General features: G+C 70.5%; 26 protein-coding genes. 15 read left to right on the top strand and 11 right to left on the bottom strand.

The genetic code is table 11. The annotated features are described in order from the left end of the window. Positions 1-9 precede the first annotated feature (9 nt). Positions 10-408, top strand: a complete 399-nt coding sequence (locus tag H4W80_RS64470) for a DUF3040 domain-containing protein (protein WP_192785056.1) — start codon at positions 10-12, stop codon at positions 406-408. Here H4W80_RS64470 and H4W80_RS11335 read toward each other — a convergent pair. Beyond that, the gene (locus tag H4W80_RS11335) at positions 294-710 is read right to left on the bottom strand and encodes an STAS domain-containing protein (RefSeq protein ID WP_192785055.1); all 417 of its coding nucleotides are present in this window, start codon (positions 708-710) and stop codon (positions 294-296) included. The two genes, H4W80_RS64470 and H4W80_RS11335, sit on opposite strands and share 115 nt — an antisense overlap. A 189-nt stretch (positions 711-899) precedes the next feature. On the opposite strand from H4W80_RS11335, the gene H4W80_RS63530 reads away from it, so the two are divergent. Next, positions 900-2,261, top strand: coding sequence for a sensor histidine kinase (locus H4W80_RS63530; protein ID WP_192785054.1), 1,362 nt, complete (start codon positions 900-902; stop codon positions 2,259-2,261). 88 nt (positions 2,262-2,349) lie between these two features. Here H4W80_RS63530 and H4W80_RS11325 read toward each other — a convergent pair whose 3' ends face one another. Then, on the bottom strand, positions 2,350-2,793 hold the full coding sequence (locus H4W80_RS11325; protein WP_192785053.1) for an SPW repeat protein: 444 nt from the start codon (positions 2,791-2,793) through the stop codon (positions 2,350-2,352). Positions 2,794-2,888: 95 nt separating this feature from the next. Then, positions 2,889-3,170, bottom strand: coding sequence for a hypothetical protein (locus H4W80_RS11320; RefSeq protein ID WP_192785052.1), 282 nt, complete (start codon positions 3,168-3,170; stop codon positions 2,889-2,891). Here H4W80_RS11320 and H4W80_RS11310 point away from each other — a divergent pair. After that, entirely contained in the window at positions 3,159-3,785 is a 627-nt protein-coding gene (locus H4W80_RS11310; RefSeq protein WP_465263725.1) for an alpha-amylase family glycosyl hydrolase, read from the top strand. The genes H4W80_RS11320 and H4W80_RS11310 overlap by 12 nt on opposite strands. A 34-nt stretch (positions 3,786-3,819) precedes the next feature. On the opposite strand, the gene H4W80_RS11305 is transcribed toward H4W80_RS11310, so the two are convergent. After that, positions 3,820-4,293 (bottom strand): ArsI/CadI family heavy metal resistance metalloenzyme, encoded by a 474-nt coding sequence (locus H4W80_RS11305; RefSeq protein WP_192785050.1) that lies wholly within the window; start codon positions 4,291-4,293, stop codon positions 3,820-3,822. A gap of 85 nt (positions 4,294-4,378) precedes the next feature. Here H4W80_RS11305 and H4W80_RS11300 point away from each other — a divergent pair, with 85 nt between their 5' ends. The 5 genes from H4W80_RS11300 to H4W80_RS11280 all read left to right on the top strand — a co-directional run bounded on the left by H4W80_RS11300 (position 4,379) and on the right by H4W80_RS11280 (position 7,259). Continuing rightward, the gene (locus H4W80_RS11300) at positions 4,379-4,762 is read left to right on the top strand and encodes an ArsR/SmtB family transcription factor (protein ID WP_225963366.1); all 384 of its coding nucleotides are present in this window, start codon (positions 4,379-4,381) and stop codon (positions 4,760-4,762) included. Next, positions 4,759-5,493 (top strand): aquaporin, encoded by a 735-nt coding sequence (locus tag H4W80_RS11295; protein WP_192785049.1) that lies wholly within the window; start codon positions 4,759-4,761, stop codon positions 5,491-5,493. Before H4W80_RS11300 ends, H4W80_RS11295 begins: the two co-directional genes overlap by 4 nt. Then, the gene (locus tag H4W80_RS11290) at positions 5,490-5,912 is read left to right on the top strand and encodes an arsenate reductase ArsC (RefSeq protein WP_192785048.1); all 423 of its coding nucleotides are present in this window, start codon (positions 5,490-5,492) and stop codon (positions 5,910-5,912) included. Before H4W80_RS11295 ends, H4W80_RS11290 begins: the two co-directional genes overlap by 4 nt. After that, positions 5,909-6,409 carry a GNAT family N-acetyltransferase gene (locus tag H4W80_RS11285; RefSeq protein WP_192785047.1) on the top strand — a complete coding sequence of 167 codons (501 nt, stop codon included), beginning with the start codon at positions 5,909-5,911 and terminating at the stop codon, positions 6,407-6,409. Before H4W80_RS11290 ends, H4W80_RS11285 begins: the two co-directional genes overlap by 4 nt. A 127-nt stretch (positions 6,410-6,536) precedes the next feature. Continuing rightward, on the top strand, positions 6,537-7,259 hold the full coding sequence (locus H4W80_RS11280; protein ID WP_192785046.1) for a TetR/AcrR family transcriptional regulator: 723 nt from the start codon (positions 6,537-6,539) through the stop codon (positions 7,257-7,259). 132 nt (positions 7,260-7,391) lie between these two features. On the opposite strand, the gene H4W80_RS11275 is transcribed toward H4W80_RS11280, so the two are convergent. Continuing rightward, positions 7,392-8,120, bottom strand: a complete 729-nt coding sequence (locus tag H4W80_RS11275) for an SDR family NAD(P)-dependent oxidoreductase (RefSeq protein ID WP_192785045.1) — start codon at positions 8,118-8,120, stop codon at positions 7,392-7,394. 353 nt (positions 8,121-8,473) lie between these two features. Here H4W80_RS11275 and H4W80_RS11270 point away from each other — a divergent pair, with 353 nt between their 5' ends. Next, entirely contained in the window at positions 8,474-10,840 is a 2,367-nt protein-coding gene (locus H4W80_RS11270; protein WP_192785044.1) for an ATP-binding protein, read from the top strand. Between the two features lie 112 nt (positions 10,841-10,952). Here the strand turns inward: H4W80_RS11270 and H4W80_RS11265 are convergent, their stop codons facing one another. After that, entirely contained in the window at positions 10,953-11,702 is a 750-nt protein-coding gene (locus H4W80_RS11265) for a hypothetical protein (protein ID WP_192785043.1), read from the bottom strand. Between H4W80_RS11265 and H4W80_RS11260 the strand changes: the two genes are divergently transcribed. Then, positions 11,701-12,105 carry a hypothetical protein gene (locus H4W80_RS11260; protein WP_192785042.1) on the top strand — a complete coding sequence of 135 codons (405 nt, stop codon included), beginning with the start codon at positions 11,701-11,703 and terminating at the stop codon, positions 12,103-12,105. The genes H4W80_RS11265 and H4W80_RS11260 overlap by 2 nt on opposite strands. Positions 12,106-12,963: 858 nt before the next feature. On the opposite strand, the gene H4W80_RS11255 is transcribed toward H4W80_RS11260, so the two are convergent. The 5 genes from H4W80_RS11255 to H4W80_RS11235 all read right to left on the bottom strand — a co-directional run bounded on the left by H4W80_RS11255 (position 12,964) and on the right by H4W80_RS11235 (position 20,956). After that, positions 12,964-13,167 carry a hypothetical protein gene (locus H4W80_RS11255; RefSeq protein WP_192785041.1) on the bottom strand — a complete coding sequence of 68 codons (204 nt, stop codon included), beginning with the start codon at positions 13,165-13,167 and terminating at the stop codon, positions 12,964-12,966. 594 nt (positions 13,168-13,761) lie between these two features. Further along, positions 13,762-13,992, bottom strand: coding sequence for a hypothetical protein (locus tag H4W80_RS11250; RefSeq protein WP_192785040.1), 231 nt, complete (start codon positions 13,990-13,992; stop codon positions 13,762-13,764). A 42-nt stretch (positions 13,993-14,034) separates the two neighbouring features. Continuing rightward, positions 14,035-15,717 carry an OmpL47-type beta-barrel domain-containing protein gene (locus H4W80_RS11245; protein ID WP_192785039.1) on the bottom strand — a complete coding sequence of 561 codons (1,683 nt, stop codon included), beginning with the start codon at positions 15,715-15,717 and terminating at the stop codon, positions 14,035-14,037. An 89-nt stretch (positions 15,718-15,806) separates the two neighbouring features. Beyond that, complete coding sequence (locus H4W80_RS11240; protein ID WP_225963365.1) at positions 15,807-19,748, bottom strand: ThuA domain-containing protein; 3,942 nt, start codon at positions 19,746-19,748, stop codon at positions 15,807-15,809. Between the two features lie 209 nt (positions 19,749-19,957). Next, complete coding sequence (locus H4W80_RS11235; protein WP_225963364.1) at positions 19,958-20,956, bottom strand: multicopper oxidase domain-containing protein; 999 nt, start codon at positions 20,954-20,956, stop codon at positions 19,958-19,960. Positions 20,957-21,316: 360 nt separating this feature from the next. Between H4W80_RS11235 and H4W80_RS11230 the strand changes: the two genes are divergently transcribed. The 5 genes from H4W80_RS11230 to H4W80_RS11210 are packed head-to-tail and all read left to right on the top strand — an operon-like array spanning position 21,317 to position 25,449. Then, on the top strand, positions 21,317-22,456 hold the full coding sequence (locus tag H4W80_RS11230) for an inositol-3-phosphate synthase (RefSeq protein ID WP_192785037.1): 1,140 nt from the start codon (positions 21,317-21,319) through the stop codon (positions 22,454-22,456). Further along, positions 22,453-23,298 (top strand): SCO3242 family prenyltransferase, encoded by an 846-nt coding sequence (locus H4W80_RS11225; protein WP_192785036.1) that lies wholly within the window; start codon positions 22,453-22,455, stop codon positions 23,296-23,298. The genes H4W80_RS11230 and H4W80_RS11225 overlap by 4 nt, the downstream gene beginning before the upstream one ends. Beyond that, a complete protein-coding gene (locus H4W80_RS11220; RefSeq protein WP_192785035.1) occupies positions 23,295-24,152 on the top strand; it encodes a sugar phosphate isomerase/epimerase family protein in 858 nt (285 codons plus the stop codon). Before H4W80_RS11225 ends, H4W80_RS11220 begins: the two co-directional genes overlap by 4 nt. Continuing rightward, a complete protein-coding gene (locus H4W80_RS11215) occupies positions 24,106-24,603 on the top strand; it encodes an EboA domain-containing protein (protein WP_192785034.1) in 498 nt (165 codons plus the stop codon). Before H4W80_RS11220 ends, H4W80_RS11215 begins: the two co-directional genes overlap by 47 nt. Next, a complete protein-coding gene (locus H4W80_RS11210) occupies positions 24,604-25,449 on the top strand; it encodes a TatD family hydrolase (protein WP_192785033.1) in 846 nt (281 codons plus the stop codon). Positions 25,450-25,452 lie beyond the last annotated feature (3 nt).

Here is a 25,452-nt window from a genome sequence, read left to right as displayed (position 1 = left end):
TCTTGAACGATGGATTCATCCGAGCGCGAGCACCGCCTCTTGGCGGAGATCGAACAACACCTCCGCCGTCACGACCGCGCCTTCGCCTGGCGCATGGACGCGCTGAACACCGCCTCCGCCAGACAGGGGCCGCAACGCTACGCCTGCCACACCACACGCCAGGAACTCGTATGCGTCTTCCTCGCCGTCGTCATCCTGACCGCCCTGTCGATTCTCCTGATCCTCACCGTCGGCCGCACTCGCATGCCACCGGCTACGCCGGCAGACACACCGGTATCCGATGCACCGTACCGCTACGAAGCGTCAGGAGGCGGGGGCCGGTCAGCTCCATGGGCCCATTGGAATCGACACGAAGCCGGCCGCCTGGCGGCGGTGGCCGCGGCGAGTGCCTCGGCGAGGGTGCGGTGAACGCGGAGATATCGCTCAGTGCCGGTGAGGCGAAGCACGCGGGCGGGCTCGCGCCGCAGCGCGACCAGGCGGACCGTGCCGCCGTCGTGCCCCACCTCCTGGCGCAGGCGTAGCAGGGCGTTCAGTCCGGCGCAGTCCATGAACGGGGTGCCGGCCAGGTCGATGACGACATCGTCGCCCGCCCGATGGGCGCGGCGGATGACCTCCTCCACCTCGCCGGCGGTGGTCATGTCCAGTTCCCCGCCGACGGAGATGACGGTGACTCCCGGCAGGTGCTGTCGCCGGAAGGCGAGTCCACCCACTCCTCCACGATAGGCCCCGATGCGTACGGCTCCATCGACCCGGCCGTGTCTCTGGTGCCTCCATGCCAGGGGATGGGTGTTTCATGCGTCAGTGCTGACGTTTGCCACCTTTTGGTGGTCGCTCTTCCGCGAACCGGTAAGGAACTAAGGAGGTATAGCGGTGTCTCTGATCAGGAGGGGGTGATCAGAGTGAGCTGTTGGCATCGTTATTCGATCAGGTGCCGCCTGGCCGTGGTGGCCGGCCTCGTCACGGGGTTGCTGTGCACCACCATGGCGGTGTTCATCGTGGTGATGAGCCGGCAGGCGGCTGTCGATTTCCGGACCGATCAGCTCTTCAGCGGCGCCGTGAGCCTTGGCGCTCAGCTGCGCCATCGCGTCCCCGATCTGACCGAGATCGGCCCAGGGCAGGCGATCCAGGTGTTCGACCCGGCCGGCACCATGGTCGCGGCCACGCGTGACCTGGCGGGCAAGCCGCCGATGACGAACCTGCGCCCGGATCCCGACGCCTACGCCACCACCACGTCCTGTGACACCAGGGTCTTCCCCGACCGTTGCATGATCGTACTCGCCTATCCCTTCCACCGTGAGGGCGGCGTCTGGCAGCTGAACACGGCCGTCCCCGACGTCCCCTGGTATGTCGGCCCGGAGCTGATCATCCCGCTCGCCACCGGCTGCGTGCTGCTGGTCGCGGCGGCTGCGGCCGGCAGCTACCGGATCGTGGGCAAGACGCTGCAGCCCGTGGACGCCATCGGCGGCAACCTGGCCCAGATCACCGCATCCGGCGATCTGCGTCACCGGGTGCCCGTGCCGAAATACCGCGACGAGCTGCGGGGCTTGGCCGAGACCGCGAATCAGGCGTTGGAACGCGCCCAGATGGCGGTGGATCAGCAGCTCCGCTTCGCCTCCGACGCCTCTCACGACCTGCGCAGCCCCTTGACCGCCATGCGTATCCGCATCGAGGAGGCGCTGATCGACCCGCGCCAGGCCGACTGGCAACGCACCGCCGACGCGCTCCTGGACAGCGTGGAACGCATGCAGGCCCTCATCGGCGACCTGCTCCAGGAAGCGCGGCTGGACGCCGGCGTCACCGGCCGCCACGAGCCGATCGATCTCACCGAACTGGTCGCCGGCGAGCTGGAGCGCCGCCTCGCCAAGACCGACCTGCGCCACCGCCTCACGCCCGGCGTCATGGTGGACGGCTCACGGATCGAGCTCTCCCGGCTGCTGAACAACCTGCTGGACAACGCCGAACGGCACGCCGACTCCGCCGTCACCGTCACTTTGACGCTGGATGGCGAGGTCGTGACGCTGGAGGTGAGCGATGACGGTGAAGGGATCGCTCCCGAGCACCGGGAGGTCATCTTCCAGCGCTTCACCCGCCTTGAAGCCTCCCGCGCCCGCGATCCCGGCGGCACCGGGCTCGGGCTGCCGATCGCCAGGCAGATCGCCCAATCCCACGGCGGGACCCTGACCGCTCAGGACAGTCCCCGCGGGGCCCGGTTCGTGCTGCGTCTGCCCGAGCGCGGCACGTCTCGGCCACCGTCGGGGTGAGCAGATGCGCGGTGCCGCCCTCGGTGACCCCGCCCAGGGCGCGTGGGAGGAGCAGTCCCCGGGCGAGGCCACGAGGTTTCCTCGCGGCTCAGCGTCGGCGCTTGGACATTCTCCCGAGCGAGGCGCACGCCACGCCGATCACCAAGATGACCGCTCCCGTGGCGACGTTGCTGGCGATCGCCGAGGCGCCGGCTCCGTGTGGAGGCAGCACCCACGGCGCGATGATGGTCCAGACGCCGATGATCGGCAGGACCCAGGCGAGACCGTGCATGCGGCCGTTGGCCGAGGCGATCCCGGCCGCCAGCAGGGCCACTGCTATCCCGGTGACCAGGTTGTTGACCGTCAGGGTCGTGTGGCCGAAGAAGCCCACCACCCATGATGAGATGGCCAGGTAGAGCCCGCTCAGAAAGGCGAGCCCGCTGACGGTCTGCCCCGATGGCCGCTGCACCGCCCAGTCGTAGCGCGCGCGAAGCGCGGCGATGTCGGGATGCCGATCTATATCGGAAATCGGGTGCGTCGGCTGTTCAGCCATGGTGCACACCACCTTTTCCTCTCGCAGGCAGGAGCATTCACTGACCCCATGCCCGCCTCGTCATCCCAACACCGCTGTTCAGGTAAAGGGTCTCTTCAGATCTCCGGCAGCTGACCCTGGGTGCAGGCAAGATCCGGCAGGATTTCCTCCACGAGGTTCGCGACCACGCGGTCCGGCTCGGGAGTGGAGTCCACGCGGAACCCCGGCTCGTCCGCCTCCAACGGTTCGAGGGTTTTCAGCTGCGAATCGAAAAGCGCCCCCGGCATGAAATGCCCGGTGCGTGCCTCGACGCGGCGGGCGATGAGGTCCCGCCCGAAGCCATCTTGGCCACATTGGCCCGCGGATGAAGGCACCCCAACTGGGCGCTGAGCAACCATGACAGGTCCCGGCTCGCCAGCCGCATCGGGCTCGAACGCGTCCCCGGCGCGCTGGCTCTGCTGCTCACGCTCAAGGGAACGCCGACGCTCTACTACGGCGACGAACTCGGCCTGCCCGACGCCCCGGTCGACGCCGGCCGCGCCCGCGACTGCGCCGAGCTTCGCGCGCCCGGCCTCGGACTCGGCCGGGACCCCCAGCGGATGCCCATGCCCTGGGAGACGACGCCGTCGCACGCCGGATTCACGCCCGACGACGTCGAGCCGTGGCTGCCCATACCCGCGTGGGCGGGGCAGCTCAGCGTCGAGAGTCAGGAACTCGACCCCCGCTCGCCCCTCTCCCGCGTCCGGGAACTCCTGAAGCTCCGGCGAGAGCTGGCCGCGCTGCGCCAGGGCGACATCACCGTGCTCTCCGCCCACCCGGACCATCTGGCATACCTCCGTGGCGACGGCGGGGACTCACTCGTCGTGGCGGTGAACCTTTCCGGCCGCGACCAGCGGGTCGCGTTCCCCGGCGTGAGGAGCACGCTCTGGTCGTCGAGCTTTACCGGCGGCGAGCGCGACCGGCTGCCCGGTGAGGTCACTCTCGCACCTTTCGAGGCGCGAGTCCTGCGGTGACTCGCCTCTCCACCGGGCCTGGCCGTACCCAGGGTCAGCAGCAGCCGGCGGCTGCCGGTGCGTTCCGCCCGCCGGCCTGGCCGTCGGCCGGACCGCAGGCGCACGGCGCGGCGGGGTCGGCGGCGGACTTGCCGAGGGTGTCGGCGTCGGCCTTGACCACGTAGACCTCCCACGGTTCGGCGCCGGGGCCGCGGACCCACACCTTGTCCTGCAGGGCGTAGCAGCAGGAGGTGTCGTTCTCGGCGAAGGTGGCCAGGCCGGCCCGCTCGAGGCGCTCGGCGGCGGCGGTGACGTCCTCGGTGGCGGCCACCTCGACGCCGAGATGGTCCATGACGGTTTCCTGGTCCTGCTCGCCCTCCAGAAGCACGAGCTTGAGCGGGGGCTCGGTGATGGCGAAGTTGGCGTAGCCGGGGCGGCGCTTGGCCGGCTCGACGCCGAAGAGCTTGGAGTAGAAGGCGATCGAGCCTTCGAGGTCGCCGACGCGCAGGGCGAGCTGGACTCGGGACATGATGATCTCCCATCGGGGCTTGTATCGACAGGCGTCGATATAGGGGAGGTTGCCATCGTGATTAGATGCCTGTCAACATAGACGTATGTCGAAGCAGGTGCTGCCGGTGTTCCCCGCCGGTGAGGGATGCTGCGCGCCCATGGTGCGTGAGCCGCTGGGCGAGGGCGACGCCGTCGAGCTGGCGCGGATGTTCAAGGCGCTGTCGGATCCGGTCCGGTTGCGGTTGCTGTCCCTGATCGCCTCGTACGAGGGCGGTGAGGCGTGCGTGTGCGACCTGACCGGGCCGTTCGACGTGTCTCAGCCGACCATCTCGCACCATCTGAAGGTGCTGCGGGAGGCCGGCCTGGTCGGCTCCGAGCGGCGCGGCACGTGGGTGTACTACTGGGTGATCCCGGCCGCGCTGCGCCGGCTGTCCGGCCTGCTCCAGACCCCCGTACAGGACTCCGTCCCTGCGAGCTCGGGCACATGAACCTGCCGCTGCGGCGGCGCCTGGCCGCTGAGGCGGTCGGGACCGCGCTGCTGGTCGCCGTCGTGGCCGGCTCCGGCATCCAGGCCGAACGGCTCAGCCGCGACGCCGGCGTGGCGCTGCTGGCCAACTCGCTGGCCACGGTGCTCGGCCTGGGCGTGCTGATCGCCCTGCTGGCCCCGGTCTCGGGTGCGCACTTCAACCCGGTCGTGTCCTTGGCAGCCTGGTGGCAGGGCCGCCGCGAGCCTGCGGGCCTGGCGCTGCCGGAGGCGGCCGCGTACGCGGGCGCGCAGATCGCCGGGGCGGTGGCCGGGGCCGCGCTCGCCAACGCGATGTTCGATCTGCCGGTGGTGGAGTGGTCGGCTCACGCGCGCTTCGCCGGCCATCTGTGGCTGGCCGAAGCGGTGGCCACCGCCGGGCTGGTCCTGCTCGTCTTCGGCCTCGCCCGGGCAGGCCGATCCCACCTCTCCGCGCCGGCGGTGGCCGCCTACATCGGGGCCGCCTACTGGTTCACCTCCTCCACCAGCTTCGCCAACCCTGCCGTCACCATCGGCCGGGCCTTCACCGACACCTACGCGGGCATCGCCCCCGCCTCGGTCGGCCCGTTCGTCGCCGCCCAGCTGCTGGGCGGGCTCGTCGGCGCGGGACTGGTCGCCATCCTGTTCCCCGCGCTCGCGGCACCCGCACCCACGCGCCGTCCTGCCGCGGCCGAGCCAGAAAGCGCACACCCATGACCGCTCGTGTTCCGTCCGTGCTGTTCGTCTGCGTGCACAACGCGGGCCGATCCCAGATGGCCGCCGCGTTCCTCACCCACCTGACCCGAGGCCGCGTCCAGGTCCGCTCCGCGGGCTCCGCCCCCGCCGAGCGCGTCAACCCCGCCGTGGTCGAGGCGATGAGCGAGGTCGGCATCGACCTCGCCGCCGAGCTGCCCAAGGCGCTCACCGCCGAGGCCGTCCAGACCAGCGACGTCGTCATCACCATGGGATGCGGCGACGCCTGCCCGATCTTCCCCGGCAAGCGCTACGAGGACTGGAAGCTCGACGACCCCGCGGGCCAGGGCATCGCCGCCGTGCGCCCCATCCGCGACGAGATCGAAATCCGTATCCGCGCCCTGGTCGGCGAACTCCTGCCCGACGCCGGGGACCCGGCATGACGCCCACCCTGCGCATCGCCGCCATGACGCCCGACCACGCCGACCAGGTCCTGGCCATCTACCAGCTCGGCATGGACGAGGGGCACGCCACCTTCGAGACCCGAGCACCCACCTGGGCCCAGTTCGACGCCGCCAAGCTGCCCGCACACCGCCACGTCGCCCTCGACCCTGCCGGTCAGGTCCTCGGCTGGGTCGCGGCCTCCGCGGTCTCCGACCGATGCGCCTACGCCGGCGTCGTGGAGCACTCCGTCTACGTCCACCCCGACGCCCGCGGCCGCGGCGCCGGCTCCGCCCTGCTCGGCGCCCTGATCGCCTCGACCGAGGCCGCCGGGATCTGGACGGTCCAATCCGGGATCTTCCCCGAGAACACCGCCAGCCTCGCCCTGCACGCCCGCGCCGGATTCCGCGTCATCGGCACCCGCGAGCGGATCGGCCGCCACCACGGGGTCTGGCGCGACGTCATCCTCATCGAACGCCGCAGCCCCCACATCTCCTGAAGCCCTGATCGAGGTCGACACCTGGCTCTGCCGGTTGCCCCGCGCGGCACCTGCCCCATTACCGGGTAGCCGGCCGCGGTGGCGGCATCTAAAGTGGGTAGCCCGTTCCAGTTGGTAGACTGGAGTGATGACCTCCACCGCAGACCCCGACCCGTCCCCGGACCGGCAGCCAGAACCGGGGCTGCGCGCCGACGCCGAACGCAACCGCGAGCGCATCCTGGCCGCCGCCCGCCGCCTGTACGCCAGCCACGGACTCGGCGTCTCCATGGCCTGCATCGCCCGCGAAGCCGGCGTCGGCAAGGCCACCCTGTCGCGCCGCTTCGCCACCCCCGAAGAGCTCATCAACGCCGTCTTCGCCGACCGCATGGACGCCTACGCCGCCGCCGTCGCCCAGGCCCTCGCCGACCCCGACCCCTGGCGCGGCTTCACCGGCTACATCCACACGGTGTGCGCCATGCAGGCCGCCGACCGCGGCTTCGCCGACGTACTGACCATGACCTTCCCCACCGCCAAAGCCCTGGAAGCCCGCCGCGCGGAGGCCTACAACGGGTTCCTCGAACTCATCGCCCGCGCCCAGGCCGGCGGTCACCTGCGCGCCGACTTCACCTCAGAAGACCTCGTCATCCTGCTGATGGCCAACGCCGGCGTCGTCGCCGCCACCCAAGACGCCGCCCCCGGCACCTGGCGCCGCCTGGTCGGCCAGATGCTGCGCGCCTACGCCGCCCCCGGTGCCGACCTGCCACCGCTGGAGCAGTCCCCCGCGCCTACCGCGCTGTACCGCGCCATGGTCCGCCTCATCCGTCCCGCTCCCGGCGCCGGTGGAGACGCGGAGCGGCCGAACGGCCGCTGACGTACGGTCATATCGTGCGGGCCGACATCACGGCGCTCGATCGGGTGGGAACCAGCGGCTCGGTCGCTGAAACGGCCGCGTACGCGTGCACCGTGCGCAACCCGTTAGAGACGGCCTTCGCGCTCGTCCTGGTCAAAGAGCGTGGCGGTCGTCGAGCGGGACGCCTGTGTGGCTCTCCAGGACGTGAATGAGGTCAGCCTGGAACTTTTCGTCCTGCGCCGCCGGGTGCGGTGCCTGCACCTGCCGGTGGTACCAGTAGCCGCCGGTGCTGGGGGTCACGTCATGGTGGGTGGCGAGCCACACCTGGGTCTGGTGCCCGGCGGTCAGGTCGTCCGGTGCGCTGGGACCGCCCATCCGGGTGGGGACCCACCCGGGGTCGACCGCATGGCTGGAGGTTCCTTCCCATCGGGACGCCAGTGCGAGCGCGAGGGTGGTGACCCACAGCTTGCTGTCGCTGTAGGAAGCGGTGCCATCGGCCAGCCGTCGCAGGTCGGTGGAGCCGTTTCGGTGCATGGAACTGCTGAGGTAGATGAGCCTGGCCGGTTTGTCCATCAGGGCCGTCAGCACGTAGGGGGCCACGACGTTGACGATCCCCGCTTCGGGGGAGTGCATGGTGCCGGCGTTGTGGATGACGGCGTCGAAGCGGCCGAACCTGGAGGCTTGCCGGGCAACGCCGCGGATCTCGTCCAGCTTGGCGAGCTCCCCGGTGACGACGCCTTTCCACCTGGCGGTGTCGTCCGCGTCGGTGAGACGGGCCCGGTTACGGACGTGGACGACCACGTCGTGCCCCTCATCGGCCAACGCGCGTGCCGTGTCGTACCCGAGCCCGCTGGATGCTCCGGTCACCAGAATCAGCGCCATGTCAGTCCTCTCACTTCTGCCGCTCGTCAGGCATGCCTTACCCCTTGGTGAAGAACGTCCTCAGCTTGAACAACGGGATCGAAGTCGCAGACACCTGGCCTCGCGTCGGCTCTGGGACGGCCGTCGCTTCCGCGCAGCCCAGGAGTGCCCTCCTGGACCCCGCGCACCGGACCTTCCGCCATCAGGTGAGCATCAGGTCAGCATGGTCACCATGAATGGGCGCATCGCCCAACGCACGGCCGTGGTCGGCGAGAAGACCTCCCGCCGGCTGACCCCCCGCCGGCTCAACACCCGCGGGACATTGTGGTGTCATGGCAAGTGCCCATCGCCGGCACCTAGATCGGGGAAGTGTCATGTCTGCTGGGACAGGAGACGATGCCGACGTCCACGCCGGCGAGGAGTGCCGAAGCCTGGGAACGCTTCTTCGGGCCTGGCGGAACCGGGCGCTGCTGACCCAGGACGAGCTCGCCGATCGGGCGGGCGTCAACGTCCGCACCATTCGCAGGCTCGAAGGCGATGGCGTGGAGCGACCCCGGAGCGCGTCGCTCCGGAGCCTGGCGGAGGCCCTCGGGCTGGACCCGCGGGAACGGGAGGCGCTCGCCGCGGCATCCCGGGCGGAGCTCGGGGCGCCGACGGAGGTGGACGGTTTCACGGGCCGGGAGCCCGAGCCGGCGGCATCCGAGATGACCGCTTCGCCCCCGCCGCCACGGCAACTGCCGGTCGGCGTGTCCGGGTTCGCGGGGCGTGCCGGTTCACTGGCGGAACTGGACCGTCAGCTCGACGCGGGCGCGGGAGGGACGAGGATCTGCATCGTGTCCGGCACGGCCGGCGTCGGCAAGACGTCCCTGGCGCTGCACTGGGCCCACCAGGCACGTGGCCGATTCGAGGATGGAGAGCTCTATGTGAACTTGCAGGGTTTCGGTCCGGCCCACGACGCAACCGATCCGCAGGACGTGCTGACGGCCTTCCTGGAGGCCATGGGCGTGCCGCCGCAGCGGATCCCTGAGGATCTGCCGGCCCGGGCCGCGCTGTACCGGACGACGCTGGCGGACAGGCGCGTCCTGGTCGTGCTCGACAACGCCCGTGACGTCGAGCAGGTTCGCTGGCTGCTTCCCGGCGGCCCTCACTGCAGCGTCATCGTCACCAGCCGCCGCCAGTTGAGCGGTCTGATCGCCGAGGAGGGAGCCGGGCTGATCACGCTGGACGTGCTTGCGCGGGCGGAGTCCCGTGAACTGCTCGCCCACCGCCTCGGCCGACGGAGGGTCGAGGCCGACCCGGACGCCACCGACGAGATCATCACCGCGTGTGCGCGGCTTCCCCTGGCCCTGGCGATCGCCGCGGGCCGGGCGGTCACGAGCCCGGCCATGCCGCTGAGCGCCCTGGCCGCGGACCTGCGCCGGGCCGGTGGTGATCTGGGTGGGCTGGCCACCACGGACTCGGCCACCAGTCTGCGGGTGGTGTTGGCCCGCTCCTACGACGTGCTGCCCGACGACGTGGCCCGCCTGTTCCGGTTGCTCGCCGTACATCCTGGACCGGACCTCACCGCGGCGGCGGCCGCCAGCCTGGCGGGCGTCGAGCCGGCGCGGGTCCGGCGGCTCCTCGACGCCCTGCTCGACGCGCACCTGGTTACGGAGGTCACGCATGGCCGGTACGCCTGCCACGACCTGCTCCGTGCCTTCGCGCGAGAGCTCGCGGGCGAGACGGAGCAGCCGGCGCAGCGACGTGCCGCGGCGTGCCGAGTGGTCGAACACTACCTGCACACCGCGTACGAGGCGGCGGTGCGGCTGTACGTGCCGGCTGAGTGGCTGGAGGCCCCCGAGCCGGCCGCCCCCGGCGTGCGAGCCGAGCACCTGGCAGAACACCGGCAGGCGCTGGCGTGGTTCCAGGCCGAGCACGCGGTCCTGACGGCGGTCCTCCGCCAGGCCATGGCCGACGGCCTGTACGCCCAGATCGTCCAGTTGGTGTCGGCCTTCCAATTCTGGCTGCTCCGGCGAGGTCACCGGCAGGAACACCTCGATTGCCTGCACGTCGCGCTGGAAGCGGCCGTTCGCACGGGCGATCGGCGAGCGCAGGCGGCCGCGTACCGGTGGCTCGTTCCGCCGGCCGCCGAACGCGGGGATCTCGAGCAGGCGTACGCGCTCTTCCACCGGGGCGTCGCGCTCGCGCGCGAGGCGGGCGATCTGGCCGAAGAAGGATTATGCCACTTCGACATCGCCCTGGCCTGCGTCCACGGGGGACGCATGGAGGAGGCCCTGCGGCATGCGCAGGCGGCCCTCGATCCTCTTCGCAGGGCTCGGCTGACCGCCACCGAAGCCTACGTCCTGAACCTGATCGGCTGGTGCCGGTGCGCGCTCGGCGACTACGAGCGAGCACTCCAGGCCGGCGAGAAGGCGCTGGCCATCGCCACCGAATTGGGCGATAAGTCCGGCCAAGGCCATATCTTGGACACGCTGGGCAAGATCCACCATCACCGGGGCGACCTTCAGGACGCGATCGCGCACTACCGGCGTGCTCTCATCTCGTGCCGCGATCTCGGGCACCGCTACGACGAGGCCGAAATCCTGCTCCACCTCGGTGACTCGCTCCACGCGGCCGGTCGGCCCACCCAGGCGGTCGACTCGTGGCGCCTCTCGCTGACCATCCTGGACGAACTGGGGCACCGCACCGCCGATGAGCTGCGGGCGAGGCTCAACAGCCACGATCCCTCACTCGGACGGTGAGCGAACGGATCCGGCAAGCAGCCCAGAGCTCGCAGATTCGGCCGCAGCGTCCGGCCTGCGGATTCGCCAGACACGCCGAATCTCCAGCCCCCGGCTTGAGCAGGCGCTCAAGCTAGAGCGCGTCGGGGGCCGGGGACGGAGGCGTCCTCCCGTCGGTGACATCCTCATCGCCGGCGTGCTGGTTGCCGTGCTCGCTGCGCCCGTTGTGGGCCGGGCCGGGGACGTTCTCGTCCGTGGAACCGGCCGGGGTGAAGGCGTTGAACGGGCTCGTCGCCGCGGGGATGACGATGCGCTCGACGGGCCCGGTGACGACGATCGACTCCAGCGGCTCGGTCAAGGGGTCCTCCTCCTGAGGGCCGGGAGCAGGGCCGGGTCGCCAGTTCCCCTGCTGGGAGGGTGCAGGTGGGGCGCCGTCCTGCTCGCCGGGTGGAGTGGTGTCGAGGACTATGGCAGCCTCGATGGCTTCCAGGAGCTCCCGTCTCCACCCCGTGCCCTCGTCGGGCTCGGCGACGCCGTGTCGCGGGACGACCGGCTCGGGCGGCCTCGGGGGCGCGTACCCGGTGGCGGCGGCGGCCGAGCGGGCACCGGCGCGGGTCTTGAGCACCACGAACACCGCGAACAGAGCCATGACGGTGACCACGGCCGAGGTGACCAGCGCCGGAGTGGACAGGCTCGGCAGCGGGCTGCTGACCGAGGACTGGAGATGCGTGGGGAACGCCGTCGACACTGCGGTGTCAGCCGCTTTCGGCGCGGCAGGGGTGCTCTCCTCGGGGACTGGCCCGGTCGCGGAGGACGTGAGCGGCTCGGCCGAGAAGGGGGCGGTGGCCGGCGTGGGGGTGGCGGCCGGCTCGGACTGAGACATGACCGTCGCCTCCGTCGGGGAAGCGGTCGGCTCGGGCTCGGGAGAAGCGGCGGGCTCGGTCGGTTCGGCGGTGGTGGCGGTCGGCGAAGGAGTGGTTTCCGGAGCCGTCTGCGGCGCCGATGCGCCGGCTGTGGGGGGCGTCTCGGAAGCGGTTGGAGTCGGGGTGGCCGTGGCGGACGGCGTTTCGGAGGACCGGGTGACCGTGGGAGTTGGGGTGGCGCTCGGGGTGTCGGATGTCGGGCTGGGGCTGGCGGTGGGGGTGGATGTGGTGGACGGTGTGTCCGATGTCGGACTGGCGTTCGGGTTGTCGGGGGAACTCGGGGCCGGGGCAACCGTGGCGGATGGAAGGTCGGCGGCATCCCGGGTTGGGGCTGTCGCGTTCGGCGGTGAGTCCGGAGCCTGAGTGTGTTCGGGGGCGGGGCGTGCGGCACCCGTGCCCGGTCCGTCCGCGGTGTTCCAGCCCGGCTCGTCAGCCCCGGGCCGGTCGCCTGCTGGGTGCCGCGTCTGGGACCCGGGTCGTGCTTCGGCGGACCAGTCGTCGGCCTCCTGCTGCGGCGCCCTGGGCCCAGGCCGCGCCTGAACCGGCGTGCTCGTGTACATGTCGGACCGTGGGACCGAACTGTAGTCGGCATGGCCGAGCTGGCGCTGGAGCAGTTCGATGAACCTCTGTGTCTCTGGCGTCATGGAAGCGAGGGGACCTCCCGAACAAGGCCGGATATATGCACATTGATCCTGACAAAATTGGTAATCATGTGACCAATGTGAATAGACCGGAAGTCTGCGATAGAGCGAGGGTAGCTTGATGTTTCCGCAGGTCAAGTGCATCCCAAGGACGGTTCAACGGTTCCGGCGAAGGTAAAGTCCCAGGTGAAAGGCAGTGTTAGACATGTTCCCTTATGGGAGATATGCGGAAAGATCTACCTAAATTGGTGAACACACCCCCGTCGAGGGGCCGGCCGCGCCGCCGTCGATGAGCGCTTCGACGTGCAGGGCTGCGAGCCTGGCTCGCCTGACCGTCACGGACGTCTGCGTGAGATTCGCGCCCGAGGATCGAGTCTTCCTCGCCGCTCTCCTGACACCGCTGCCCCACGACGTCCTGCGGTGGAGGGCTTCGACCGCTCTGTGATATCGAACGGGCCGGCGAAGGTGGCGGACGACCCGACACTGAAGCCGCCTGACCAGCGAACGCGGCGAAGCCGGCCATCGCGTTCGATCAGCAAAGATGGCCCGGCCGACGCATAAGGCCGACCGGGCCAACTCGTCAGTCGACGAGCGTCGCGCTGAATCGCGACTTGGCTGCGTCGAACTCGATCACGCGCACGCGTACCGTCGCGCCGACCGCGGCACCGCCACCGCGGACGAGCCCTGGCACACCAGAATCAGACTCAATGAAGAGCCCGAACGGCTTGGCGGACGTGACGACGACGTCGAGCTCGTCACCAGCATTCAGGAGGGTTCCGGTCATACGGCTCACCCCCTCTCCATCCTCAGGGTGAGTCGGGCAGCGGTGCGCACGCAGCCCCAGGTTCCTTCTGTCGCGGGGCAGCGCGAACGCCGGACTCTGCCCAGACGTCACACCAACAGATGCTACAGGCTGAGGCGCCGGTTGCCGCCTCTACGGTAAAGCGCACGGCATCGACCCGACTCCCGAGCGAACCGCTACGGCCTGGGCCGCGTTCCCGCGCAGCCAGACAGGTGCCTCGCCGTTCTTCGAGGTCCGTACTCTCACCGGCGCTCGCCTGTACGTTCTGGCGGTCATCGAGCAGGCCGCCCGCCGTATCCGTGTCCTCGGCGTCACCGTCCGTCCCCCAGCCGGGTTCCTCATCCCCGGCCGAGCCGCCAAATTCGCCGCGGCCTTGGACGCCGTGCCGGCCGATGCCGGAATAGGCCTCGCCAAGAGCGGGATTCGGATGCCGCGGACGAACTCCATCCTGGAGCGCTGGATCCAGACCTGCCGGCTCGAGTCGCCGGACCCCTCCGCCGAGAGCATCGGTTCGCCGGTGTCGGCCATCCGCTACTCCGTTCATGGCAGGGCTGATACGCGGGCGCGGCGACCGGATCATCTGTCTCGCCGGGGAAGGACGGCCAGCGTGGCCAGGCCACCGACCCCGGTGATCACCGCGCCCAGCAGCATCGCGCTGCCGTCACCGAGCCCCGCGCCGAGCATGGTGAGGCACACGGCCACGGTGATCGCGCCGCCGACGTGCGGGGAGGACTCGAACAGGGCCGAAGCGGTGCCACGGTCGTCCTGCGCCGCCCGCGGATCGCCCGGCAGATCGCCGGGGCGCACCGGCGGGCGGCCTTCAGGAAGGAGGCCGCCCGCCGGCTGGGGTCACGTGTCCTTGCAGCCCTTGTCCTTGCCCGGCTTCGGGCATCCCGGGCCGGGCGTCTGCGGGTCCGGTGCGGACTTGACCAGCATGAACTTGGCCGTGCCGACAGCCGAGGTGTTGCCGGCCTTGTCGGTGGCCCGGTAGGTCACGGTGTGGGCGCCGGGCTGGCTGACGGCGAGGGGCCGCGCGTACACCGCGTACGGCTGACCGTCGAGGGAGTACTCCACCGTGGCGACCCCGGACCCGGCGTCGGTCGCGGTGAGCGTCACCGTGGCGGAGCCCACGTAGTTCCAGGCCCAGTCCATGCTGCCGGTGATCTGTGCCGTCACCTGCGGCGGAGTGGTGTCCTGTCCCGGAGGGGCCGCCACGGTGAACGTCACCGAGCCCACCGGCGAGGTGTTGCCGGCCTTGTCGGTGGCCCGGTAGCGCACTGTGTGCGCGCCCGGCCGGTTGACCGACACCGGAGCCGAGTACGCGGTGAAGGCGCCGTCGTCCAGGGAGTGCTCCACCTTGTCGACCCCGGACTGAGTGTCGGTCGCGGTGAGGGTCACGGTCGCGGAGCCGACGTAGGCGCCGTCGTCGTTCCGGTCACCTGTCACCTGGGCTGTGACCTGCGGGGGAGTGGTGTCCTTCTCCTGCTCCGCCACCACCGTGAACGTCGTCGTGCCCGGGTCGGAGGTGTTGCCGGCCTTGTCGGTGGCCCGGTAGGTCACGGTGTGGGCGCCGGGCTGGCTGACGGCGACGGGCTGGGCGTACACCGCGTACGGCTGACCGTCGAGGGAGTACTCCACCGTGGCGACGCCGGACCCGGCGTCGGTCGCGGTGAGGGTCACGGTCGCGGAGCCGACGTAGTTGCCGTCGTCGTTCCGGTCGCCTGTCACCTGGGCTGTGACCTGCGGGGGAGTGGTGTCCTGTCCCGGAGGGGCCGCCACGGTGAACGTCACCGAGCCCACCGGCGAGGTGTTGCCGGCCTTGTCGGTGGCCCGGTAACGCACGGTGTGCGCGCCCACTTCGTTGACCGACACCGGGGCCGAGTACGCCGTGAACGCCCCGCTGTCGAGCGCGTACTCCACGGTTTCCACCCCCGACTCGGTGTCGCTCGCCGTGAGGGTCACGGTCGCGGAGCCGACGTAGGCGCCGTCGTCGTTCCGGTCGCCCGCCACCTGCGCCGACACCTGCGGCGCGGTGGTGTCCGTCCCGCCGCCGTCGGTGACCACCAGCTCGCCGACCATCTGGCCATGACCGGGAATCGCGCAGAAGAAGCGGTACTTGCCCGGAGTGAGGTTCACCTGCGCCTGGTGGCGGCCCCCGTTCGCGTCGAAGGGGCTGGCGATGATGCTGAGGCTGACGTCGTGGTTGTAGCCGGGGGTGGAGACGTCGAAGGTCAGGGTGTGCGTCATGCCGGTGTCGTTGCCGGTCGCCGCACTGTTCTCGAAGACGATGGTGGCGGGACCCGCGGTGGCGGTGGTCGGCGTCGACTTGTACGCGGTCATGCTGTTGTCGGCCGTCCAGGTGAGCACCTGGTCGGCCTGGGCCGTCAGCCGCATGGGGGCCTGCGCGCCGGCCTGGGCCGACGACAGGAAGAGCGCGGGAAGCGCCACGGCCAGCAGCACCACGGCCAGGCCCGGCGCCGTGGCAGCGGCCTTGAACGTCCTGCGTAAGGCATGGATCAGGCGGACATGCATGGGATCGATGCACCTCTCAAAGTCTGCGCGGCTGGGTGGGGCGCCGGGCGGGGTCGGCGCCCCACCCGGCACCCGGCCGATGGACCGGCCTAGAGTTCGCGCACCCGGATGTTGCGGAATTCGATCGCGTCGTTGTTGCTGTGGTTCTGCAACCCGACGAACCCGCTGATGAACTGGCGCAGGTCCGTGGGCGGGTCGCCAGCGCGGGACGACGTCTTGCCCGGCGTGTTGTCGAACTCGTTGATCACCTTGCCGTTGCGGGTGATCGTGTAGTGCTGCCCGACCACCCGGACCTCGTAGTCGTTCCACGTGCCCTTCGGGGTGACCCCGGCCTTGTCCAGGCCCGTGGCGGCGAAGTTGTAGACGGAGCCGGTCTTCTGCGGCTCGCCCGTGTCGCCGTCGTAGATCTGGATCTCGTGACCGCAGAAGATCGCGACCCAGGCGGGCGACGTACGGGCCGAGCCGGTCGTTCCGCAGCTTCCCGCCGGACGTTGCTCCAGTGGCGTTCTCGGGTCGGGGAACCGTACGAAGACTCCGCTGTTGGCGCGCAGCGCGTCGGGCGCGACGTCACGGAACTGCAGCCGCAGCGAGAAGTCGGCGTACGCCTTCTTGGAGTACCACAGCATTCCGAGGCCGCCGGAGGCGCGGATCGTGCCGTCCGGCTGCAGGCTGAACTGTCCCGACGGGGCCTGCGTCCACCCCTGGAGCGACTGCGCCGTCCCGTCGAAGAGGGTCTCGTACCCGTTCGTCCTGCCGATCTCGGACTGGGCGCCCGCCTTCTTGAGCGCGGACGCCTCGCGGTCGTCGATGACGCCGCCCTTGCGGGCCTGGTTCACCACGTCGTTGAGGTGGCTCATGAACTCGCCGTGGTTCTTCCAGCCGCGCTCGTCGTCGATCAGGTCGTTCAGCGTGCAGCCGCCGCCGGCCACGCGGTTGGCCACGCCGGTGTCGGTGTCGAGCAGCCGGACCGTCGGCCGGGCGTCGGGGGCGGTGCATTCGACCTTGACGTCGATCGTGCCGGTGGCCGCCGTGCCGTCGGCGTAGGTGATCTTCAGCGTCGCCTTGTACGTGCCGAAGTCCTTGTAGGAGTGCGTGGGGTTCGCCTCCTTCGACGGCCTGCTGCCGTCGCCGAAGTCCCACTCCCACGACACGCCGCCGGCCTTCGTGCTGGAGAACGCCATCGTCCTGGGGTCGCTCTGCCGGACGGGACGCGCCACGGCCAGGCTCGGGTTCGGTGTCGCCGGACCACCCTTGTAGGCGACGCGGATCAGCTTCTGGTTGGCGTGGAGGCTGAAGAATCCGCCGGCGTAGTCGAGCATGTAGAGCGCGCCGTCCGGCCCGAACTTGGCGTCCATCCACGACTGGAGCTGGGTGTTGCCGCCGCCGCCCGGGATGATCTGGCGCAGGTCCTCGCCGAACACGGGCCGGCCGGCCTCGGGCACGGTCTTCGGGTCGACGGTCACGGCGACGCGGTTGTTGCCGTTGGACTCGTCACCGATGAACCACTTGTTCTCCCAGTACGCCGGCCACGCCACACCGCTGTCGGTGTCGACCTGGGAGCGATGGTAGGTCGGCCCCGACATGACCGCCTGGCCGCCGCCCTTGAGGTAGGGAATGGTGAGGGTCTCCTCGCCCGGCTTGTACGTGGGCAGGCCGCTGCCGTCGTTCCGCTTCGGGTAGACGGGGCCGCCGCCCTGCGGCGAGTACCAGATCATGTTGGAGCGCGCCGGCGGGATGTCGACGAGGCCGGTGTTGCGCGGTGAGGTGTTCTTCAGGTGGTCGCAGTCGTACCAGTCGGCGGGCTGGGTGGCGTCGGAGTTGCTGCGGTCACGGTAGGGCTGCCTGTCGCCCATGCAGTACGGCCAGCCCTGGTTGCCGGCGGACCTGAGGATCGTGGCGGTCTCGTACTTGGCGGGACCCCACGTCTCGCTGGGGCCGCCGGCGTCGGGCCCGACCCATCCGGCGGTGAGCCAGTCGTTCACATTGTCCCAGGCGATGCGGGCGATGTTGCGCACGCCCATCACCCAGATCTCCGGGCGGGTCTTGCCGCCGCCCTCCTCCTTGCCGGTGAACAGGTTGCCCTTGGGGATGGTGTAGGTGCCGTCGGGCTCCGGGTGGATGCGGAGGATCTTGCCGTTGAGGTCGTTGGTGTTGCCCGCGGTACGGCGGGCGTCCTGGAACGAGACGCCCTTGTAGTCCGCGGTCCAGTTGTTGCCGGAGTAGCCGCCCGAGCCGCCGGAGGAGTTGCTGTCACCGGTGCCGACGTAGAGGTTGCCGTCCTTGTCGAAGGCCATGCCGCCACCCGCGTGGCAGCAGCTGTGGATCTGGGTGTCCCACTGCAGCAGGTCCTTGCGGGTGCCCTGGTCGATGCTCTGGTTCGCGGCGTCGTAGGTGAGCCGGGAGACCGTCCGCTTGCCGATCCGCTTGTCCCTGTCGATCGACTCGTGCGGCATCCAGTAGACGTAGACCCAGCCGTTCTGCTCGAACTTGGGGTCGAGCGTGATGCCGACCAGGCCCTCCTCGTTCTTGACCAGTTCGTCGCCGCTGCCGCGGTTGCCCATGACGGGGAGCGTGGTCAGGAGCTTGACCTGCTTGGTCTTCGGGTCCCACTGGTGGATGGTGCCGCAGCCGAGGCCGACCTTGGGGTCGTTCCAGTCGGCGATCGGGCCGGTCGTGCAGGCCGCCTTGCCGATGTAGAAGACCTTGCCGTCCGGGGCGATGGTCAGGCCGTGGGGCTCGCCGATCTGGTCGAGCTGGCCCTGCTTGTTCTGCGCGGTCAGCCGCTCGACGGTGTAGTTCGAGGCGATCGTCGCCTGGCAGTCACCGCGCACCAGGCCGGCCGCCCACCGGATGGCGCCGCCGAGGTGACTGCGGAACTGCTCGTCGCCGGTGTAGCCGGCCTTGGTGCCGCCCATGCCGGTGTAGAACGACCGGCCGCCGTCGTAGTCACGGCACCACGAGATCGGATGGAACGCGCCGTTGCCGTTCAGACCCTGGTCGTAGGTGTGCTCGCCGACCTGAGCGACCGTGTGGACCTTGCCCAGCGGGTTGGGGCTCCAGTTCATCCACGTGTCGGTGCGCTTCACGGTGAAGGGCAGCCCCTTGTTCGCCGGGTGCTGGCGGTCGACGAGCTCGACGACGGCCTCCTGCGGCTTGCTCTCCGGTGGCTCTCCGGCGGTGGGGCCGAACAGCCGCAGCTCGGCCAGCTGGATCAGGGGCTCGCCGCCGTTCGCGGTGATGTTGAGCCGGTAGTACTGGTACGCCGTGCTGTTGGCGAACGTGTACTCCTTGGTCTGGAACCGCTGGGGGAAGCTCTCCCCGCTCCGCTTGTCGAGGTCGGTCCAGTCCGTCCCGTTCTGGGAGCCTTGCAGGGCCCAGTCCTTCGGGTCACGTCCGGGGAAGTCGTTGGCGGACGTCAACGCGTAGTGCGCGATCGCGGCCGGCTTCTCGAGCTTCCCCTGGATCCATCCGGTCGGAGTCCGGGCCAGCCACTTGGTGTCGTTGCTCCCGTCGAACAGCTTGTCCTTCGTCTCGTTCGGCGGGTTCTCGGCGCTGGCGGCGCTCTCCACCACCTTCTCCGGAGGGGGGAGGCTGCCGGCGGGGCGGGTGCCGATCAGCTCGGTGAACCAGGCCGAGTCCGCCTGGGCGCGCGCGGCGTCGTGGACTCCGACGAACCCGCCGCCGTCCCTGATGTAGGCCTGGAAGGCGGCCAGCTGGCCGTCGTTCAGCGCCGCGCCCTTGGCGGACAGGAACACCACGCCGCGGTAGCGTGCCAGGTTGTCGGTGGTGAACACCGCCGGATCCTGCGAGGCGTCGACGGAGAAGCCGTTCTTCCCACCCAGTTCCTTGATCGCCGCCGCGGCCTGCTTGACCGGGTCGTCCTGCTGGTCGGCGGGGCCGTGGAAGACCAGCACGTTCACAGACCCCTTTCCGGGGCCATGCTCCGGCGGCTTCGGAGCGGCGGCGGCCTGTGCCTGGGCGGGTACGGCGACGGGGGTCGCCAGCCCGAGGACCAGGACGGCGCTCGACATCGTGATCAGCAAGCGGCGCCAGGCGGGTGGTCGGGGCGGTAAGAGGGCTTTCCGGCCCATCGTTCGCTCCTTCGAGTTGAGGGTGATTCGGGACCTGCTGGGGAAGAGCTGAGGGTCCTGCCGCGGCCGGGTCCCGGGCCGCGTCAGTGGTGCGCGTCCGTCGAGTGAGTGGCCCGCGTCAGTGGTGCGAGCCCGTCGAGTGGCCTGCGTCAGTGATGCGAGCCCGTCGAGTGGTCCGTGTGGCCGTCACCCGGGCGATCGGGGACGTTCCCGTCCGCGTCGGTCACCGTGAAGATCCCGGCCATCCCCATGTCGGAGTGGCTCTGGACGTGGCAGTGGTACATCCACGCTCCGGGGCCGACGCGCTCCCCGGCGATCACCTGGAAGCCGAACGACTCGGCCGGTCCGGTGATCTTGGTGTCGATGATCCGGCTCTGGTCCTGCGGGTGCTCCAGCAGGCCGGTGCGGTTGTCGGCCCAGCGGTGCCCGTGGATGTGGAATGTGTGGTAGAACTCGCCGTGCGTGATCACGATCCACTCCACCCGCTCGCCGAGCTTCGCGACGAACTCGGGCGCCTGATGGGCCGGCTGGTTGTTGATCGACATGTCGTTGAAGACGACGGTGAACTGCTTGTCCGGCCTGATGTCGCCCTTCCGGCGGACCACCAGTGGCCCGTAGAGCCCCTGCCGGATTCCCCCTGTGCCGTGATCGGTCCCCACGACGTGGTCGTGGTAGTGCCAGTAGCCGGCGCTGCCGGGCTCGATGCTGCCGCCCGGGCGCCGGCCGGGGGCGTGGGTGCGCCAGGTGTAGGTACGCCGGCCGCCCGGCTCCACCACGCTGTTGTTCAGTCTGGTGCCGTCGCTGGCCGTGTCGTAGTCGACGCCGTGCACGTGCAGGCTGGCAGGGACGTCCAGGTTGTTGACCATCTCGATCTCGAGGGTGTCGCCCTCGACCATTTCGAGGAGAGGTCCGGGGATCGTGGGCTTGCCGGGCTCCAGGCCGTAGCCCAGCCGGCCGTCCGGCAGCCGCTCGGCGTACAGGGTCATGCGGCGGACGTTGCCCTTGCCGGGCTTGTCCGCGGGCTTGTCGATCACTGCCTCGGCCTGGCTGGATGCTACTAACGGTGCGACCGCGGCGAACGCCGCGGAGGCGGTGAAGGCGCGCCGGGAGAACCGGCCTTCCGCCATGCCTCTGCCTACCTCGGTCATGGTTCCCCAATCGGTGACGGCGCCCCGCTCGCGTGAGGGCAGGGTGCAGCTGCTCGTGTGCGTTCGGGAGCGAGGGGGTAAGAGTGGGAGTCACAGAGCGTGGGAGGTGGAGTCAGGGGTAACTGTCGATGGAAGTACGCGCCTTTTTCGGCCTTGTGTCAAGACGTATCGGCGAAAGTTGTGCCACTTCCGCCAAAATCCGGCCAAAGTTCGGCACCAACTCCTACATACCGATGGGCCGGTTGTGTCGCCCGCACATCTTCTGCTTGACCATCGGTAAAAGCCGCTCTTAGCATCGCGGCTAGTGACATACCGGACGTATTTCTCGTTCGGCATGGAGCCCGACACGTAGGAGCTTGCATGGACAAGGTCGGGGTGTGGCTCATTGGGGCACGCGGATCCGTGGCGACCACCGCGACCGCCGGTGCCGCGGCGATCAGGGCAGGGCTCGCGCCCCCGCAGGGATGCGTGACCGAGTCCCCGGACTTTCCCGCGAAGCTGGTCCCCTTCGCGGACCTGGTCTTCGGTGGCCACGACATCAGCGAGGTCTCCTTACGCAAACGCGCCGAACAGCTGAGCAGGGCGGGGGTGGTACCGCCGGACCTGCCCCGGCTGATCGCCGCGGACCTGGACGCCGCCGACGCTGAGATCCGGCCGGGCCACGTCCCCGGCGACGGCGGGCGGGCCGCGGCCGCGGCCCGCCTGAGCGGGGACATCGCCGGCTTCCGGGCCCGGCACGGGCTGGCCCGGGTGGTCGTCGTCAACGTGTCGTCGACCGAGCCTCCGGTGGATTCGCGTCCTGAGTTCGAGAGGCTGGCCGATCTGGAGGAGCGGCTCGCGACGGGGGACGACGTCCTGCCGCCGAGTTCGCTGTACGCCTATGCGGCGTTCCAGGCCGGGTGCGGCTATGTGGAGTTCACGCCCTCCACTGGGCCGACCCTGCCGGCGCTGGCGGAACTCGCCGCCCGGCGGGGCGTGCCGTACGCGGGACGCGACGGCAAGACCGGCGAGACCCTGGTCAAGAGCGCTCTGGCGCCCATGTTCGCCGATCGGGCGTTACGGGTGCGCTCCTGGTCGGGGCTCAACCTGCTTGGCGGAGGGGACGGGGCGACGCTCGCCGATCCGGCCGCCAGGTCGAGCAAGGAGCTGTCCAAGGACCAGGTCGTCGCGAAGGTCCTGGGAGGACCCGTCGAGGGTGAGACGCACATCGACTACGTCCCGGATCTCGGAGAGTGGAAGACCGCCTGGGACCACGTGACCTTCGAGGGCTTTCTCGGCGTGCGGATGGCGTTGCAGTTCACCTGGCAGGGCTGCGATTCGGCGCTGGCCGCTCCGCTCGTCCTGGACTTGGCCCGGCTGGTCGCGCGGGCGCACGAGAAGGGGCGGCATGGCGTCCTGCCCGAGCTCGGCTACTTCTTCAAGAACCCCTTGGGCACCGGTGAACACGCCCTGGCTGCCCAGTACGCCCGCCTGCTCGCCTTCGCCGAGGAGCTGTCATGAGGGCGATGCTGGAGCTGGTCCGCGCGCCGGCCGCGCTGTCGGTGCCCGGCGACACCATGGCGGGTGCGGTCGCCGCGGGACGGAGCCCGAACCCGGGGCTGGCCGTGGCCTCGGTGCTGATGTACTGGTCGGGCATGGCGCTCAACGACTGGGCCGACCGCGAGGCCGACGCCGTCGAGCGGCCCGAGCGCCCGATCCCGTCCGGCAGGGTCCGCCCCGGTGCCGCGCTCGGGGTCGCCGCCGCCCTCACCGGCGCCGGCCTGGCCGCCGCCGCCCTCGCCGGTGGACGCCGCGGCCTCACCGTCGCCGGCCTGCTGGCCGGTGCGGTGTGGGCCTACGACCTGGGCCTCAAACGGACGGCGGCGGGACCGGCGTCGATGGCGGCCTGCCGCGTGCTCGACGTGCTTCTCGGCGCGGGCGAGCAGGTCAGGGCCGCCGTGCCGGCGGCGCTGGCGATAGGCGCGCACACCTATGGGATCAGCGTCCTCGGCCGGGCCGAGGTGGCGGGGGCGTCGCCCGGGACGGCCGAGCGCGCGCTCGTGGCCAGCACCGCGGCGGCCGGGCTCGCGGCCGCCTCCTGCGCGCGCGACCGAGCCACCGCCCGGGCCGGAGCGGGCGTCCTCATCGCCGGCTATCTCGCCTTCACCCTCCCGGTCCAGGCCGGGTTACGGGCCCACCCCGATCCCGAGAACGTGCGGAACGCCGTCCGCCTCAGCATCCTCGCCCTGATCCCGCTCCAGGCGGCGGCGCTCGCCGGTGGCGGGCGGTTCGTGGCGGCGGGCGCGCTGCTGTGCTCGCTGCCCCTGGGCAGGTGGCTCTCGTCCCGGCTGGCGACATCGTGAAGTGGGCCTACTGCACCAACGGTTTCGGCGACCACCGGCTCGCCGAGGCGCTCGCGATCCTGCACGACCTGGGCTACGCCGGCGCGGCGATCACGCTCGACCGCGGCCATCTCGACCCCTATGCCCCCGGCCTGGCCGCGGAGGTGTCGCGAATCGCCAAGCTCCTCGAACGCCTCGGCCTCGATGCCGTCGTCGAGACGGGCGGACGCTACACCCTGGACCCGTGGCGCAAGCATCATCCGACCCTCATCAGCGAGGACGCGGGCCGGAGAGCGGAGTTCCTGACCACGGCCATGCGGGTCGCCGCCGATCTGGGCGCCCCGGTGGTCCATCTGTGGAGCGGGGTCCGGCCCGACGGCATGGCGGAGGAGGAGGCGTACACGCGGCTGGCCCGCCAGTGCGCACGGCTGCTCGACGAGGCCGACCAGGTGGGTGTCACATTGGGATTCGAACCCGAACCCGAGATGCTCGTCGCCGACCTGGACGGCTTCGAGCGGCTGCGCCGGATGCTGGGCGACCATCCCCGGTTCGGCCTCAGCCTCGACATCGGGCACTGCCACTGCGTGGAGCGGGACGATCTGACCGCCTGCGTCCGGCGGGCGCTGCCGTACACCGTGCACGTGCAGATCGAGGACATGCGCCGCGAGGTCCACGAGCACCTGGAGTTCGGCGAGGGCGAGATCGACTTCGTGCCGGTGCTCGCCGAGCTGCGCGGCTACTCGGGTCTGGTGGCCGTGGAGCTGGCCCGGCACGGGCATGCGGCCCCGCAGGTCGCCCGCCGATCGATCGAGTTCCTGAGGAGGGCACATGAGGGACGAGTGGCAGACGCAGGCCGTACGGCGGGTCGAGGCTGACCCGGACGCGATCCACCTGCTCTTCCCGCAGGCCGAACGGAAGGGCGGCCCCACCGCCCGCGGCGCGCTGCTCAAAGCGCTGGGCGGCGACCACGCGACGATCCGCAAACTGTACGAGCGCGGCGACACCGGCGAGCGGCTGGCCATCCTGTCCGTCCTGTCCGAGCTCGATCTCGGCCCGGCGGCGGTCGACCTGGTGGAGGACGCGCTGCGCGCCAACGACGCGCGGCTGGTCGCCGCGGCCCTCGGCCCCTACGGGTCGGCGTGGCTGGACGACCACTCCTTCCGTCACGGGGTGCTCAAGTGCGTCTTCATGTCGATCCCGCTGGCGGCGGTGTCCGGCCTGGAGCGCCGGTTCGACGCCGAGCTGGCCCGGATGCTGTCGGACTACGCGGCGGAGCGGCGGGCGGCCGGCCGGCCCGTTCCGCGCGATGTCATGGAGAGGATCTGAATGCGTATCTTCGACCCCCACATCCACATGACCTCCCGGACCACCGACGACTACCAGCGCATGCACGCCGCGGGAGTCCGGGCCGTGGTGGAGCCCGCCTTCTGGCTGGGCCAGCCCCGCACCAACGTGGGCAGCTTCCTCGACTACTTCGACGCGCTGCTCGGCTGGGAGCCGCACCGCGCCGCGCAGTACGGCATCCGCCACCACTGCGCCCTCGCGCTCAACCCCAAGGAGGCGAACGACCCGCGCTGCGCCGAGGTGCTCACCGAACTGCCGCGATACCTGCTGAAGGACTCCGTCGTCGCGGTCGGCGAGGTCGGCTACGACTCCATGACGGCGGAGGAGGAACGGGCCTTCGAGGCCCAGCTCGCCCTCGCGCGGGCCAATGATCTCCCGGTGCTCGTGCACACGCCGCACCGGGACAAGGCCGCCGGCACCCGCCGCACGCTCGACGTGGTACGGGACGCCGGGATGCCTCCCGAACGGGTGCTCGTCGACCATCTCAACGAGCTGACCGTCGGCATGGTCGCGGACTCGGGCTGCTGGATGGGGTTCTCGATCTATCCCGACACCAAGATGGACCCGGACCGGATGGTGGTCCTGCTCAAGGAGTACGGCACGGACAGGATGCTCGTGAACTCGGCCGCGGACTGGGGACGCAGTGATCCGCTGAAGACGCGCGAGGTCGCCGACGCCATGTTCGCGGCCGGCTTCGGCGAGGACGATGTGGACCAGGTGCTCTGGCGCAATCCGGTCGCCTTTTACGGGCAGAGCGGCCGGCTCAGCCTGGAGGCGGGCATCGAGGCGGCCCCCGACTACGCCGGCAACACGATCAAGCGAGGCTGACTG

This window comes from Nonomuraea angiospora, assembly GCF_014873145.1.
Taxonomy (GTDB): Bacteria; Actinomycetota; Actinomycetes; order Streptosporangiales; family Streptosporangiaceae; genus Nonomuraea; species Nonomuraea angiospora.
The sequence above is the reverse complement of the archived record's forward strand: the minus strand, read 5'-3'. Positions and strand labels throughout refer to the sequence as shown.